Annotated in this window: 12 protein-coding genes; 8 read left to right on the top strand and 4 right to left on the bottom strand. The window is 61.5% G+C overall.

Going from position 1 to position 14,618, the window contains the following annotated elements; genetic code table 11:
* The first annotated feature begins 118 nt into the window (after positions 1 to 118).
* Together C5J24_RS17665 and C5J24_RS17660 are read left to right on the top strand one after the other, a co-directional pair.
* Complete coding sequence (locus C5J24_RS17665) at positions 119 to 1,402, top strand: O-acetylhomoserine aminocarboxypropyltransferase (protein ID WP_105419618.1); 1,284 nt, start codon at positions 119 to 121, stop codon at positions 1,400 to 1,402.
* A 96-nt stretch (positions 1,403 to 1,498) separates the two neighbouring features.
* Positions 1,499 to 1,843 (top strand): cupin domain-containing protein, encoded by a 345-nt coding sequence (locus C5J24_RS17660; RefSeq protein WP_105419616.1) that lies wholly within the window; start codon positions 1,499 to 1,501, stop codon positions 1,841 to 1,843.
* Positions 1,844 to 1,846: 3 nt separating this feature from the next.
* On the opposite strand, the gene C5J24_RS17655 is transcribed toward C5J24_RS17660, so the two are convergent.
* Positions 1,847 to 2,335 (bottom strand): MarR family winged helix-turn-helix transcriptional regulator, encoded by a 489-nt coding sequence (locus C5J24_RS17655; RefSeq protein WP_105419614.1) that lies wholly within the window; start codon positions 2,333 to 2,335, stop codon positions 1,847 to 1,849.
* 204 nt (positions 2,336 to 2,539) lie between these two features.
* Between C5J24_RS17655 and C5J24_RS17650 the strand changes: the two genes are divergently transcribed.
* On the top strand, positions 2,540 to 3,349 hold the full coding sequence (locus C5J24_RS17650; RefSeq protein WP_105419612.1) for an SDR family oxidoreductase: 810 nt from the start codon (positions 2,540 to 2,542) through the stop codon (positions 3,347 to 3,349).
* 55 nt (positions 3,350 to 3,404) lie between these two features.
* Here C5J24_RS17650 and C5J24_RS17645 read toward each other — a convergent pair whose 3' ends face one another.
* Positions 3,405 to 4,673: a cytochrome P450 gene (locus tag C5J24_RS17645; RefSeq protein WP_105419610.1), complete on the bottom strand. Its 1,269-nt coding sequence runs from the start codon at positions 4,671 to 4,673 to the stop codon at positions 3,405 to 3,407.
* 113 nt (positions 4,674 to 4,786) lie between these two features.
* Here C5J24_RS17645 and C5J24_RS17640 point away from each other — a divergent pair, with 113 nt between their 5' ends.
* On the top strand, positions 4,787 to 5,617 hold the full coding sequence (locus tag C5J24_RS17640) for a hypothetical protein (protein WP_105419608.1): 831 nt from the start codon (positions 4,787 to 4,789) through the stop codon (positions 5,615 to 5,617).
* Here the strand turns inward: C5J24_RS17640 and ggt are convergent, their stop codons facing one another.
* Both ggt and C5J24_RS17630 read right to left on the bottom strand, forming a co-directional pair.
* The gene (ggt, locus tag C5J24_RS17635) at positions 5,618 to 7,336 is read right to left on the bottom strand and encodes a gamma-glutamyltransferase (RefSeq protein WP_105419672.1); all 1,719 of its coding nucleotides are present in this window, start codon (positions 7,334 to 7,336) and stop codon (positions 5,618 to 5,620) included. It abuts the gene before it with no gap.
* 136 nt (positions 7,337 to 7,472) lie between these two features.
* A complete protein-coding gene (locus C5J24_RS17630) occupies positions 7,473 to 8,723 on the bottom strand; it encodes a GGDEF domain-containing protein (RefSeq protein ID WP_172724021.1) in 1,251 nt (416 codons plus the stop codon).
* A gap of 374 nt (positions 8,724 to 9,097) precedes the next feature.
* On the opposite strand from C5J24_RS17630, the gene clpP reads away from it, so the two are divergent.
* From clpP to hupB, 4 genes are all read left to right on the top strand, one after another.
* Positions 9,098 to 9,730: an ATP-dependent Clp endopeptidase proteolytic subunit ClpP gene (gene clpP, locus C5J24_RS17625; protein ID WP_007753416.1), complete on the top strand. Its 633-nt coding sequence runs from the start codon at positions 9,098 to 9,100 to the stop codon at positions 9,728 to 9,730.
* 285 nt (positions 9,731 to 10,015) lie between these two features.
* Entirely contained in the window at positions 10,016 to 11,293 is a 1,278-nt protein-coding gene (clpX, locus tag C5J24_RS17620) for an ATP-dependent Clp protease ATP-binding subunit ClpX (RefSeq protein WP_046635404.1), read from the top strand.
* A gap of 406 nt (positions 11,294 to 11,699) precedes the next feature.
* Positions 11,700 to 14,117, top strand: a complete 2,418-nt coding sequence (lon, locus tag C5J24_RS17615; RefSeq protein WP_105401002.1) for an endopeptidase La — start codon at positions 11,700 to 11,702, stop codon at positions 14,115 to 14,117.
* Positions 14,118 to 14,317: 200 nt separating this feature from the next.
* Positions 14,318 to 14,593, top strand: coding sequence for a DNA-binding protein HupB (hupB, locus tag C5J24_RS17610; RefSeq protein ID WP_007753405.1), 276 nt, complete (start codon positions 14,318 to 14,320; stop codon positions 14,591 to 14,593).
* Positions 14,594 to 14,618 lie beyond the last annotated feature (25 nt).

Raw genomic sequence — 14,618 nt, 5'->3', positions numbered from 1 at the left:
CTCCTCTCTATTTCACCGGAGGATAGGTTCCGGAGAACGATATACCTTGATCGTGATCAACCGCCGGGGTCTGTTGGAGCGCTAATAACCAGGCGCCATTTTAAGGGGAGGGACTAACATGCCGACACTCAATCCGGGGTTTTCGACGCTGGCCGTGCATGCGGGCGCGCAGCCCGACCCGACGACCGGCGCGCGGGTGACGCCGATTTACCAGACGACCGCTTTCGTCTTCAACGATGCGGACCACGCCGCCGCCCTGTTCGGCCTGCAGCAGTTCGGCAATATCTACACCCGCATCATGAACCCGACCCAGGCGGTGCTGGAGGAAAGGGTGGCGGCACTCGAGGGCGGCACCGCGGCGCTCGCGGTCGCCTCCGGCCATGCGGCGCAGATGCTGACCTTCCACACGATCATGCAGCCCGGCGACAATTTCATCGCGGCGCGAAAACTCTACGGCGGCTCCATCAACCAATTCGGCAATGCGTTCAAGAGTTTCGACTGGCAGGTGCGCTGGGCCGATCCCGACGATCCGGCAAGCTTCGAGGCCGGCATCGACGAGCGTACCCGCGCGATCTTCATCGAGAGCCTTGCCAATCCCGCCGGCACGTTCGTGGATATCGCGGCGATCGCCGAGGTGGCGCATCGGCGGGGCATTCCGCTGATCGTCGATAACACCATGGCGACCCCCTATCTCGTCCGGCCGCTCGAGCACGGCGCCGATATCGTCATCCACTCGCTGACCAAGTTCATGGGCGGCCACGGCAATTCCATGGGCGGCGTAATCGTCGACGGGGGCACCTTCAACTGGTCGAAATCGGGCAATTATCCGATGCTCTCGGAACCGCGCAGCGAATATGGCGGCATCGTGCTGTACCAGGCTTTCGGCAATATCGGCTTTGCCATCGCCTGCCGCGTGCTGGGCCTGCGCGATATGGGACCGGCGATCTCGCCCTTCAACGCGTTCTTGATCCTGACCGGCATCGAGACGCTGCCGCTGAGGATGCAGAAACACTGCGACAACGCCGCTGCCGTCGCCAAATGGCTGAAGGCGCATCCGAAGGTCGCCTGGGTCAGCTATTCCGGCCTGGAGGACGACCCCAACCATGCCCTGCAGAGGCGGTATTCGCCGAAGGGCGCCGGCTCGGTCTTTACCTTCGGCGTTACCGGCGGCTACGAGGCGGGCAAGACGCTGGTGGAAGGCCTGCAGCTGTTCTCCCACCTCGCCAATATCGGCGACACCCGTTCGCTGGTCATCCATCCGGCCTCGACGACGCACCGGCAGCTGAGCGAAGAACAGCAGATCGCCGCCGGCGCCGGGCCGGACGTGGTGCGCCTGTCGATCGGCATCGAGGATGCCGCCGACATTATCGCCGACCTCGACCAGGCTTTGTCGAAGATCTGATGACCGGCGCCCGCAGGTGCTCCGATCGGGCGCCTGCGGGCGATCATCGTGATCGCGTCAAACAGCTCGAAAACATGCACCCGAGAGGACCAAATAATGAGCGCCTGGATAAAATATGACCTCTCGTCCATCGAACCCGAAGAGGGCGCCCCGGCACCGGATCGGCTGGTCTCCGGCACCCCGACGTTCCGTACCTGGAACTTCGAGGAAGCGGAGGGCGGGCTTTATGCCGGCATCTGGGAGGCGACCCCCGGCAAGTGGCGGATTGTTTATGACGAGTGGGAATATTTCCACATCCTCTCCGGCCACTCGGTCGTCACCGAGGAGGGCGGCGAAGCGGTCCAGTTAAAGCCGGGCGACAGCATGATTCTCAGACCCGGGTTCAAGGGAACCTGGGAAGTCGTTGAAACGACTCGCAAGGATTATGTGATCAGGGTCTGAGGATCAGGCTTCCTCATCCCGCTTGAAGGCCTTGGCGAATTCGCCCGACGAGATGAACGCCAGCGCCCGCCGCAATTCCTCTGATTTTTCCTTGCCGAATGCCTTGTCGAAACGGTCCTGGGCGACCTGCCAGCGGGCGGTGAGGTCGCGCTGGGTGGCTGCGCCTGTCTCCGTCAGGCGGACGCGCTTGGCGCGGCGGTCTTGGGCATCGGGCACCAGTTCCACCAGTCCGTCGCGGATCAGCGGCTTCAACGTGTGGCCGAGCGCCGAGAGGTCCATGACCATCGCCTCCGCGAGATTTTTCAAGGTCGGCTGGTTGGATCCGGCGATCTGGGATATCAGGGAGAACTGCGTTCCCTTGAGGCCTGTATCGCCCATCGCATCCTCGTAGAGCTGGCCGAGATGCCGTGAGGCGCGGCGCACCGCGCTGTTGCTGCAGTGAAGCCAGATGCCGTCCTCGGTCTGCCCTTGCTTGTCCTGTTTGTCAGTCATGTCTCGTTCCGATCTTGCCGCGGGACAATGCCCGCTTTTGGCTGGCCCTTCCACTCCGATGAAAAATTTGCGGCCGCCCCTTGCAGGTCTCAATCTTCCTTTTCATATATAGTGGCATATACCAGTAAATTCCAGATGCCGAAACGCCGGCCGTGACACCACCCGAAAAACCTCTGCCCGAAAAACCTCTGAAGGAGATGGACCATGACCAATAATTCAAAACTCGGAACCGCACTCGTGACCGGCGCATCGTCGGGCATCGGCGCGACCTATGCGGAAAAGCTCGCCAAGCGCGGCTATGATCTCGTTCTCGTCGCCCGCGACGCGGATCGCCTGAAGGCGCTTGCCGGCCGGTTGACGAGCGAACATGGCATCAAGGCGGACGTACTGCGCGCCGACCTCAGCCAGCGTGCCGATGTGCTCGCCGTCGACAAGCGCCTGCGCGAAGACGGCTCGATCACCCTCTTCGTCAACAATGCCGGCATCGGCCCGAACGGTCCGCTGCTGAAAGCCGATCCGGATTACCTCGACCAGATGGTCGATCTTAACGTCACCGCCGCCAACCGTCTCGCAATCGCAGCCGCGCAGGCTTTCGTTGCCAGAGGTGAGGGCGCCGTCGTCAACATTGCCTCCGCCGTGGCGCTCGCCGCGGAGTTCTTCAGCGGCACCTATGCCGCCAGCAAGGCCTTCGTACTGGCCCTGACGGAAGCCCTCGCTGCAGAGCTGAAGGACACCGGCGTCAGGATTCAGGCAGTCCTGCCCGGTTATACCCGCACCGAAATCTTCGATCGCGTCGGCGGCTCGATGGATAGCCTCGACCCGAACTCGGTCATGGAAGTCGGCGACCTTGTCGAGGCGGCGCTTGTGGGGCTCGACCGCGGCGAACTGGTCACCATGCCGTCGCTTGCCGATACGCAGCTTTATGAGACCTACACGACCGCCCGCGGCGGGCTGCGCCCCTATCTGTCGCTCAACAAGCCGGCAACCCGTTACGGAGTTGTCGCCGGCGTCTGATTGTGAAGTGCAGCTGCGGCATAGTCCGCAGTTGCACACCGATTTCGGGAGCCTCTCAGAGAGCCGGGCTTGCCTGTTCCCAAGCCAGGTCCAGCCGCTCCAGTCCATGGAAATGATAGACGTCTTTCACCACCGGCGGCGTGGCGATCCGCATGCCGGGCAGCCGCCGGAAGAGGATCGGCAGCACGGTATTGAGTTCCAGCCTTGCGAGCGGCGCGCCAATGCAGAAATGGATGCCAGCGCCGAAGGAGAGGTTTGCGGCTTCCTGCTGGTTGGGCCTGAAGGCCAGCGGATCGGAGAATTTCTTGGGGTCGAGATTGGCGGCGGCGAGGATGAGGCTCACCTTGTCGCCGCGCTTGAAGGAAAGCCCGTCGATCTCGACGTCCGCGAGCGCCCAGCGCTGGAAGATATGGACGGGCGCACAGATGCGCAGCGTTTCCTCGACCGTTCGCTCGGTCGCCGCCTCGTCGCGGAAAAGGTCTGCCGGGGACAGGCCGCTCTCCAGGATTACCCGCACCGAATTTCCGATCTGATGCACCGTCGCCTCGTGGCCGGCGTTGAGCAGCACGATGGTGGTCGAGACCAGTTCGTCGTCGGTGAGATACTGGCCCTTGTGCTCCGTGTGGATCATGTGGGTGAGGAGGTCTTCGCGCGGCTCTCGGCGGCGCTCGGCGATCAGGCCTTTGACATAGTCGGAAAATTCTCTTGCTGCCCGGTCGGCGGCATGTTCGTCCTCCTCGGTCCGCTTGAACATGTACATGCCGACATAGGCGTGCGACCATTTGAGAAGCTGCGGTCCCATCTCGTCCGGGATACCGATCATCCGGGCGATCATCGTTACCGGAATGATGTCGGCGAAGGCGGAAAGCAGCTCCGTCTCACCTTGGCCTTCGAACCCGTCGATCAGCCTTTCGGCAAGTTCTGCGATCTCCGGCCGGAGCCTTTCGATATGCCGCGACACGAAGGCGCGGTTGACAAGCGTGCGAAGCCGCGTGTGGTCAGGCGGCTCGAGTTCCAGCAGCGAGTACCGCTCGGCGAGATCGAAATTTTCGAGATGAGCCAACGGCTCGGGCAGGCCGAGTTCCTCACGGCTGGCGATATGCAGGATCTGCCGGCCGAACCGCCGGTCACGCAACAGCCCGTTCACATGGTCGTAGCCGGTGAAGAACCATTGCCGCTGCTCTTCCCAATAGAAGGTTGGACAATGTTCGTGGAGCAGGGCGTAGACGCGGTTCGGGTCGCTATAGAAAGCCGGGTTGCGGCCGTCGAGCGAGACGCGGCGGGTGTCGGGATCGATGCGGAGAAAATCGGGCAGAATGGTCATGTCTGAAGACCTAGCGGATTTCGCAAGCGCGGAAAAGATTGAGTGATTGACGCAATTCAGGATTGCGATCATGTTTGGATGCAAGGGCCGCTGTCGAGCGGGGAGGGAAGCCTGTGTGCCTGTCATCGCGCGAATACAAGGTCATGCTGCATGCGAAGGAGTTCGCCGGTGACGAGACTGCCCGCGGTAGAGCGGTGGCGCGCTTCTGGGAGCGTCTGCGTGCGGAACTGCAGGGCGTCGACATCGATACGCACGGCAGGCTTGATGTGCTGAAGGACAGCAAGCAGCGTGACCTCTTCTTTCTGGATACCGAGAAACGAGGTCTCTACCTCCGTTCCGACATGGTTTTCCGCATGCGCCGCAAACTGGGTTCCAGCAAGGACTGGAAGGCGACGCTGAAGTTCCGGCATGGCGACCGCCTGCTTGCCGAAGCGCAGGATTTCGAACTGCGGAAGAAGGGCAACGAAGAGCCCAAGTTCGAGGAGGACGTGAAGGCGATGCCGCCTGCCGACACCCCCCGTTTCTGGGCGCTGTTCAGCCGTTCAGTGGAAGCGGAATTTAATCTGAAGCACATGCCCCTAACCGTCGGCGAGTGCCTTGCGCCTTACACGGATGTTCGCAAGGCCTCGCTGCCAGACCCCGAGACCTCGGTGCAGACCGTCGCCGGCCTGCGTGTCGTCGAACATGTCTACGAGGAAGGGTGGATCAGGTTTTCGAATGAGATCGAGGCGGAATGCGCCATGATCCTCTGGTGGAGGGAGGAAAAGCTTCGTACGCCGATCGCCGCCGAATTCAGCTTCCGCTTTCCTCTCGAAAAAGGCGGAGCGGATATCAAGGTGGTGCGCAAGGCCTGGACGGTGATGAAGACGCTTCTCAAGTCACCGCTGGTCGATCCGAAAGGGCCGACCAAGACGGCCCTGGCCTGTGGCGACGCCGAAGTCTGATCATTCGCCGACTGCCACGCCCTCGCGGCGCGGGTCCGCGCTGCCGACGAGACCGCTCGCGGTGATCTCGATCGCATGCAGTCCGGAATTCATCTCGCCCGGCTTCACCTCGTAACCCAGCGCCATCAATGGTTCGGCAAGCTTTTCCGCCTCGGTGCCGGCCTCGATCTCGTAAGTCCCGAACCGGTTGATGAAATGCGGTTGGGCGACGATCTGCTCCACCGGCATGCCCCAGTCGATATAGGCGATCAGGGCCTGCGCCACATAGCCGATGATCTGGCTGCCGCCGGGTGAGCCGATCGCGAGCAGCGGCTTGCCGTCCTTCATCACGATCGTCGGCGCCATCGAGGAACGCGGCCGCTTGCCCGGCTCGACGCGGTTGGCGACGGGCAGGCTGCCGTCATGGGTCTTGAAGGAGAAGTCGGTGAGCTCGTTGTTGAGCAGGAAGCCGTTTGTCATCAGCCTTGAGCCGAAACCGCTTTCAATCGTCGTGGTCATCGACACGACATTGCCCTCTCTGTCGACGATGACGAAATGGCTGGTGGAAGGCATCTCGATCGCCGCGTCGCGGCCGAACAGCAGCGCATGGTCCCATTCCGGCTCGCCGGCCTTCACCTGGTCGGCGCCGAGAGCTTTGGTGCCGTCGAGCAGGCCGGCGCGTTTGCCGAGATAGTCCTTCTTCAACAGGCCCTTGACCGGCAAGGGCTGGAAATCCGGGTCGGCGAGGTAGCGTTCGCGGTCGGCAAAGGCGAGGCGCTGCGCGTCGCCGATGATCCGCCAGCTCTCGGCGTTCCGGGGGCCGAGGGCCTTGACGTCGAAATTCTCGATCAGTCCGAGCATCTGGCCGACCGCGACCGCGCCGGAGGAGGGCGGTCCCATGCCGCAGATGTCGAGCGCCCGGTAGGCGGCGCAGACCGGCTCGCGTTCCTTGACGCGGTAATTGGCGAGATCGGCAAGCGACAGGACGCCGGGATTGCCCGGCGCTTCGCGCACCGTCTTGACGATCGCCTCGGCGATCGGCCCTTTGTAGAAGGCATCCGCGCCGCCGGTCGCAATCGCCTTCAGCGTCTCTGCATAGGCAGGGTTCTTGAGCACCGTGCCGGCCTTCAGCGGCGCGCCGGATGCGTCGTAGAAGTAACCCTTCGGACCATCGTGTTTCTTCAGCCGGTCACCGTCGGCGGCGATCAGCGAAGCCAGGCGGGGCGAGACGTGGAAACCGTCGGCGGCGAGCTTCTCCGCCCGTTCGAACAGGCTCGCCCAATCGGCCTTGCCGTAGCGCTTATGGACTTCGGAGAGGAGGCGCACGGTACCTGGCGTGCCGACCGAACGGCCGCCGACCACCGCGTCCATGAATTTCAGCGGCTGGCCCTGCGCATCGAGGAAAAGTTTTGGCGTTGCCTCCATCGGTGCCGTTTCGCGGCCGTCAAACGTGACGAGCTTGCTGGTGGCCGCATCGTAATAGACGAGAAACGAGCCGCCGCCGAGGCCGGAGCTCTGCGGCTCGACAAGGCCGAGCACGGTCTGGACCGCGATCAATGCGTCGATCGCATTGCCGCCCCTGGCGATAACGTCGCGCCCGGCTTCGGCCGCCAGTGGATTGGCGGCGGCGACCATGAAGTTTTTCGTCTCTACGCGCTTGGCGGACGTGAACCCCGTTGCCCGTTCCGGCGCAACGGTATCGGACGCCTGCTGGGCAAGCGCCGTACCGGCCGGAAACATCGAGACGGAAAGCACTGATGAAAGAAAAATGCCCGCGAAAAGTCTGATCCCCGAAAATCCAGCCCGCATGACCCACTCTCCGCGTTTTATCCCTGCGGACGAATGTGGGTTTCAGGATGAAGAGGACAAGGGGATGTCAGCGCTTGCCAAGCGACGCCATGCGCTTGAGAGCTGCGACCTGGTGGCTGGCGCGTACGTCGGTTGGCGCCTCGTCCTCACCCTGCCGGTCGACGGCCGGGACGACCGAGGCGTCGGTGCCGGTATCGATCGCGGTACGATCGCGGCCGCTGTCCTTTGCGGTATAGAGCGCCCGGTCCGCGGCGCTGAGCAGAAGATCGAGGTCAGCGCTTTCGGCTGCCGCGATCGCGATGCCGGCGCTGACGGTGACCGTGATGTTGTGCTCGCCCGTGACGATGGTCTGGCGCTTGAGCGTCAGGCGGATCGCCTCGGCGATGCTCGCGGCCTCGATCATATCGCCGACGCGCAGGATGGAGGCGAATTCCTCGCCGCCCATGCGGCCGAAGAAGCCGCGGCCGCGCATCGAGGTCTGGCCGACCTGCGAAAAGGCGACCAGCACCGAATCGCCCGCCTGGTGGCCGCAGCGGTCGTTGATCTGCTTGAAGTTGTCGAGGTCGAAATGCAGGAAAGCGATCAGCGGCTTTTCATCGTTCTCGATTTTTCTCAGGGCATGGAACTGGTCGATCAGGCCGCGTCGGTTGAGAACCCCGGTCAAAGGGTCGGTGACGGCAAGCGTCTTGAGTTTCTCCTCGGAGCGCTCAGTCAGCAGTTTGGCGCCGGTCATGACGATGGCGATGAGGCAGACTGCCGCCGGGAAGAGCAACCAGGCGGAGTGCGGCGACGCGCCGATGGTTTTCGCCTCGCCGACGACCACCAGAACTGCGACGACGCCGTTTGCGCAGAGTTGTACGGCGATGAAGGCCGCAAGCACCCGTCGCGTTATCTTCGACGCGCCCTGGTTCCTGAGGAGGATGGCGATCATGATCGCATGGCCAACCATGGTCGCGACGTTATGGAGAGCCACCCGGTTGGCGAAGTTCTCGCGCACCGGATAGAGGAACATGCCCGCCACCCAGAGAAGTGCCGGGATGGCGACGTAGGCTTCCACGGGCTTTCGGTCGAACTGCAGGAGACCGGCGATCCACAGGCCGACACCGGCGAGCACCAGCGTGTTGGCGATCTGGATGGAGACGAAATCGGGAATGTCGCCGCGCAACGCGACCAGGATGACGCCGATCCCGTGCAGCGCAAACCCGCCGCCCCAGCTCAGGTAGAAGCGGTCCCGCTCGTAATACCAGCGTGAGCACAGGAGGACGGCAAGCGTCAGCGCTTCCGCTGCCCAGATCATCAGGCCCGTTAAAATATCCACCCGAAACTCCCATACTCGATGTCGAGCGCGGCCAGAATGCCATGCAGTCTTTAAGACGACGTTGCACGGATCACGGAAAATCCGGCGCTCGGACCGGCGGCGGCGGGATTTTCGAGACAATGTTCACGCCTGCTTTACCCTGATTGGGCAAAAACCTGTGCTTGTCAGCGAAACCGGGCATCTGTCGGCTGTGGCCGGGCACGAATCGTAATAGCGGTCAGCCTCGCGCATCCCCGGGCAGTTAAGGATATCGGATGCTCCGTCTTGAAGTACCGGGCGTTGACACTCTATGTAGGGATGACCCATTCCATTTGATTCCGGAGCGCCTTTCTGCCTTCGGCCAGGGATCAAGAGAAGCTTGACAAAGGACGGACATGAGAAATCCAGTTGATACCGCAATGGCCTTGGTGCCAATGGTCGTCGAGCAGACCAATCGCGGTGAGCGCTCATACGACATCTATTCGCGTCTTCTCAAAGAGCGCATCATCTTCCTGACGGGGCCCGTCGAAGACTATATGGCGTCGCTGATCTGCGCCCAGCTTCTCTTCCTCGAGGCGGAAAACCCGAAGAAGGAAATCGCCCTCTACATCAATTCGCCCGGCGGCGTCGTCACCGCCGGCATGGCGATCTACGACACGATGCAGTTCATCAAGCCGGCGGTTTCGACGCTCTGCATCGGCCAGGCCGCCTCCATGGGCTCGCTGCTCCTGTGCGCCGGCGAGAAGGGCATGCGCTTTGCAACCCCGAACTCGCGCATCATGGTGCACCAGCCCTCCGGCGGCTTCCAGGGCCAGGCGTCCGATATCGAGCGCCATGCCCGTGACATATTGAAGATGAAAAGACGTCTTAACGAGGTCTACGTGAAGCATACGGGCCGCACGTTGGAGGAAGTCGAAAAGACCCTCGACCGCGACCATTTCATGACGGCCGACGAAGCCCAGGATTGGGGCGTCATCGACAAGATCCTGACATCGCGTCAGGAAATGGAAGGTGGCTCCGGAGATTGAGTCTGATGGCGCGACCCGTGCACCTCACCCCGAAGTGAGCAAAAAGGGGTTTCAAGTCGCACGGAAAGCGCTATTAGTACTTATTAATGCTGTGTTGAACTTTTATGACATAGCATTCGTTTCTTAGGGGTTTCGTTGCCGCTGATCCCGCATGATGTGCGCAGGATCGGTAGAGTACCCTTAAGGCAAGGCAGGCGCGCAAGGCCCGTCGGGCGCGCGCCGGCAAGCGGTAGAGTGGACCGCGCCCGTTTTGACGTGAGTGCGGAGTGCTGGAAGGAAAGTGATATGAGCAAAGTCAGCGGCAGCAACGGCGGCGACTCCAAGAATACCCTATATTGCTCTTTCTGCGGAAAGAGCCAGCACGAAGTCCGGAAGCTGATCGCCGGACCGACCGTATTCATCTGCGATGAATGCGTCGAGCTGTGCATGGACATCATCCGCGAAGAGAACAAGACCTCGATGGTCAAGTCCCGCGACGGCGTGCCCACGCCTCAGGACATCATCAAGGTCCTCGACGAATACGTCATCGGCCAGAAGCAGGCCAAGCGCATCCTGTCGGTCGCGGTGCATAACCATTACAAGCGCCTGGCGCACGCCTCCAAGGGCGGCGACGTCGAGCTTGCGAAGTCGAACATCATGCTGGTCGGCCCGACCGGCTGCGGCAAGACCTATCTTGCCCAGACGCTCGCTCGCATCATCGACGTTCCCTTCACGATGGCCGATGCCACGACGCTGACCGAAGCCGGCTATGTCGGCGAGGACGTCGAAAACATCATCCTGAAGCTTCTGCAGTCTGCGGATTACAACGTCGAACGCGCCCAGCGCGGCATCGTCTATATCGACGAAGTCGACAAGATCTCCCGCAAGTCCGACAACCCGTCCATCACCCGCGACGTGTCGGGCGAGGGCGTGCAGCAGGCACTTCTGAAGATCATGGAAGGCACGGTTGCCTCGGTCCCGCCGCAGGGCGGCCGCAAGCATCCGCAGCAGGAATTCCTGCAGGTCGACACGACGAACATCCTGTTCATCTGCGGCGGCGCATTTGCAGGCCTCGACAAGATCATCTCGGCCCGTGGCGAAAAGACCTCGATCGGCTTCGGCGCCTCCGTGAAGTCTGCGGAAGACCGTCGCGTCGGCGAAGTGCTGCGCGAACTGGAGCCGGAAGATTTGGTGAAGTTCGGCCTCATTCCGGAATTCATCGGCCGTCTGCCGGTTCTGGCGACCCTCGAAGACCTCGACGAGGACGCGCTGATCCAGATCCTGTCCGAGCCGAAGAATGCGCTGATCAAGCAGTACCAGCGCCTGTTCGAGATGGAAGACGTCGATCTGACCTTCCACGAGGATGCGCTGCGCGAGATCGCCAAGCGGGCGATCACCCGCAAGACCGGCGCCCGCGGCCTGCGCTCGATCATGGAGAAGATCCTTCTCGACACCATGTTCGAACTGCCAACGCTCGAAGGCGTGCGCGAAGTGGTCATCTCGGACGACGTCGTGCGTGGAAACGCCCGGCCGCTCTACATCTATGCCGACCGGCAGGATGAAAAGGCGAACGTTTCGGCGTGATCCGCCCGTTCCGGACTGAACAATAAAAGAGGCCCTGTCGGGGCCTCTTTTTTATGTTGGCGGATAGCCTTGCTTATTTTGATTTTTCCACCATTTTTGCCTCGCGAAGAATTGCACCATATTCGTCTTGCATTAGAGACGGTGCGGGAAGATCATCAATGGCCGGGCTGCTTCGCCTGCATGTGATCGCAGGTTGGCAGTTCCGGTGAGTCGCGTCCCGTGTCCTTAGGCGTTCCGCGTGGCGTAATGTCCGCACGCTTTGTAATACCCCTGTCACAATCCTAGCGGCGGCGGCCTTGCAAGGCTTGAAATCAAATTTCGAAAACTCCACTTTGGGCGAGAGTGAAGTGCCCGGGTGATTTGCCCGGGACGTATCCCGGAAACGGGACGATGGAAAGGAAATGAAATGACGAATTCAACGTCTGCGACTGGTAGCGAAACCTATCCGGTGCTGCCGCTGCGCGACATTGTGGTCTTTCCGCATATGATCGTGCCTTTGTTCGTCGGACGGGAGAAGTCTATTCGCGCGCTCGAAGAGGTGATGGGTTCCGACAAGCAGATCATGCTGGTCACCCAGATCAACGCCGGCGACGACGATCCCGAACCCTCGGCAATCTACAAGGTCGGCACCGTCGCTAACGTGCTGCAGCTCCTGAAGCTGCCCGACGGCACCGTCAAGGTTCTGGTCGAAGGCCGCTCGCGCGCCAAGATCGACGGCTATACCGACCGTGAAGAATTCTACGAGGCGACGGCGAGCGTTCTTGCCGAACCCGACGAGGATGCGGTCGAGGTCGAAGCCCTGTCGCGCTCCGTGGTTTCCGAGTTCGAAAACTACGTGAAGCTCAACAAGAAGATCTCGCCGGAAGTAGTGGGCGCCGCTAGCCAGATCGAGGACTATTCGAAGCTGGCCGATACGGTCGCTTCGCATCTGTCGATCAAGATCACCGAAAAGCAGGAAATGCTGGAAACGGTTTCCGTCAAGCTGCGCCTCGAAAAGGCGCTCGGCTTCATGGAAGGCGAGATTTCCGTCCTGCAGGTGGAAAAGCGTATCCGCTCGCGTGTAAAGCGCCAGATGGAGAAGACCCAGCGCGAGTACTATCTCAACGAACAGATGAAGGCGATCCAGAAGGAGCTCGGCGACGGCGAGGAAGGCCGTGACGAGATGGCCGAACTGGAAGAGCGCATCGCCAAGACCAAGCTGTCCAAGGAAGCCAAGGAAAAGGCCGATGCCGAGCTGAAGAAGCTTAAGCAGATGAGTCCGATGTCGGCGGAAGCCACCGTCGTGCGCAACTATCTCGACTGGCTGCTCGGTATTCCGTGGGCCAAGAAGTCGAAGGTCAAGGCCGACCTCAACAATGCCGAGAAGATCCTCGAAGCGGATCACTTCGGCCTCGACAAGGTCAAGGAGCGCATCGTCGAATATCTCGCCGTGCAGGCCCGTGCGACCAAGCTCAAGGGTCCGATCCTGTGCCTCGTCGGCCCTCCGGGCGTCGGCAAGACCTCGCTCGCCCAGTCGATCGCCAAGGCGACCGGCCGCGAATACGTGCGCATGGCTCTCGGCGGCGTCCGTGACGAAGCCGAAATCCGCGGTCACCGCCGCACCTATATCGGCTCGATGCCCGGCAAGGTCATCCAGTCGATGAAGAAGGCCAAGAAGTCCAACCCGCTCTTCCTGCTCGACGAGATCGACAAGATGGGCATGGATTTCCGCGGCGACCCGTCTTCGGCCCTGCTCGAAGTGCTGGATCCGGCGCAGAACTCGACCTTCATGGACCACTACCTGGAAGTCGAATACGACCTGTCCGACGTGATGTTCATCACCACGGCGAACACGCTGAACATCCCGGCTCCGCTGATGGACCGTATGGAAATCATCCGCATCGCCGGTTACACCGAGGATGAGAAGCGCGAAATCGCCAAGCGTCACCTTTTGCCGAAGGCGATCAAGGAACATGCCCTGCAGCCGAACGAATTCTCGGTCACCGACGATGCCCTGATGGCGATCAGCCAGCAGTACACGCGGGAAGCCGGCGTTCGTAGCTACGAGCGCGAGCTGATGAAGCTCGCCCGCAAGGCGGTCACCGAGATCATCAAGGGCAAGACCAAGTCGGTTGCGATCACTGCGGCCAACATTTCCGACTACCTCGGCGTTCCGCGCTTCCGCCACGGCGAAGCCGAGGGCGAGGATCAGGTCGGCGTGGTCACGGGTCTCGCATGGACGGAAGTCGGTGGCGAGCTGCTGACGATCGAAGGCGTGATGATGCCGGGCAAGGGCCGCATGACGGTCACCGGCAACCTCAAGGAAGTCATGAAGGAATCCATCTCGGCGGCGGCATCCTATGTCCGCAGCAGGGCCGTGGATTTCGGCATCGAACCGCCGCGCTTCGACAAGTCGGACATCCACGTCCACGTTCCCGAGGGTGCCACCCCGAAGGACGGCCCGTCCGCCGGTGTCGGCATGGCAACCGCGATCGTCTCGATCATGACCGGCATTCCCGTTCGCAAGGACGTGGCGATGACCGGCGAGATCACCCTTCGCGGCCGCGTGCTGCCGATCGGCGGCCTCAAGGAAAAGCTGCTTGCCGCCCTTCGCGGCAACATCAAGACCGTTCTGATCCCGGAAGAAAACGCCAAGGATCTGGCCGAGATTCCGGACAACGTGAAGAACAACATGGAGATCATTCCGGTTTCCCGCATGGGTGAGGTGATCCGTCACGCGCTCGTCCGTCAGCCGGAAGCGATCGAATGGGATGGTACGGTGGAAACGCCGCTGATCACCACGGTCGAAGGCGTGGACGACGCAGGCGTTGCCGTCGCACACTGATCGATAGCCTTTTGGTTATGCCAAATTGGCACCAGCAATGAAAAAAGCCGGCAAAACGCCGGCTTTTTTTGTGAAAAATAACGCGGACCCCTTGTTTTTCAGGCGATTGCGGAGCTTTTGGGTTGCCACGGGCGGGCGCCTGACTATTGTCTGCCCCGATTACATGAGTCGTTCCAAAACCGTTTGAAAGGGGTGGAAACATGAATAAGAATGAGTTGGTATCCGCAGTGGCCGAGAAGGCCGGCCTCTCTAAGGCTGATGCCGCATCCGCTGTAGACGCCGTTTTTGAGACCGTACAGGCTGAACTGAAGAAGGGCGGCGATATCCGTCTTGCCGGTTTCGGCAGCTTCTCCGTTTCCCGTCGCGAAGCGTCCAAGGGTCGTAATCCTTCGACCGGCGCCGAAGTCGACATCCCGGCACGTAACGTGCCGAAGTTCTCGGCCGGCAAGGGCCTGAAGGACGCAGTCAACAGCTAACGCGCTGCCTTTAAGGCATCCTGTT

The organism is Neorhizobium sp. T25_27 (genome assembly GCF_002968565.1).
GTDB lineage: Bacteria > Pseudomonadota > Alphaproteobacteria > Rhizobiales > Rhizobiaceae > Neorhizobium > Neorhizobium tomejilense.
Note: the sequence above shows the minus strand (reverse complement) of the source record. Positions and strands in the feature narration are given on the sequence as shown.

Coding starts and splice junctions, on each gene's coding strand:
- C5J24_RS17665 (WP_105419618.1), top strand. CDS start 119: ATGCCGACACTCAATCCGGGGTTTTCGACGCTGGCCGTGCATGCGGGC.
- C5J24_RS17660 (WP_105419616.1), top strand. CDS start 1,499: ATGAGCGCCTGGATAAAATATGACCTCTCGTCCATCGAACCCGAAGAG.
- C5J24_RS17655 (WP_105419614.1), bottom strand. CDS start 2,335: ATGACTGACAAACAGGACAAGCAAGGGCAGACCGAGGACGGCATCTGG.
- C5J24_RS17650 (WP_105419612.1), top strand. CDS start 2,540: ATGACCAATAATTCAAAACTCGGAACCGCACTCGTGACCGGCGCATCG.
- C5J24_RS17645 (WP_105419610.1), bottom strand. CDS start 4,673: ATGACCATTCTGCCCGATTTTCTCCGCATCGATCCCGACACCCGCCGC.
- ggt (WP_105419672.1), bottom strand. CDS start 7,336: ATGTTTCCGGCCGGTACGGCGCTTGCCCAGCAGGCGTCCGATACCGTT.
- clpP (WP_007753416.1), top strand. CDS start 9,098: ATGAGAAATCCAGTTGATACCGCAATGGCCTTGGTGCCAATGGTCGTC.
- clpX (WP_046635404.1), top strand. CDS start 10,016: ATGAGCAAAGTCAGCGGCAGCAACGGCGGCGACTCCAAGAATACCCTA.
- lon (WP_105401002.1), top strand. CDS start 11,700: ATGACGAATTCAACGTCTGCGACTGGTAGCGAAACCTATCCGGTGCTG.
- hupB (WP_007753405.1), top strand. CDS start 14,318: ATGAATAAGAATGAGTTGGTATCCGCAGTGGCCGAGAAGGCCGGCCTC.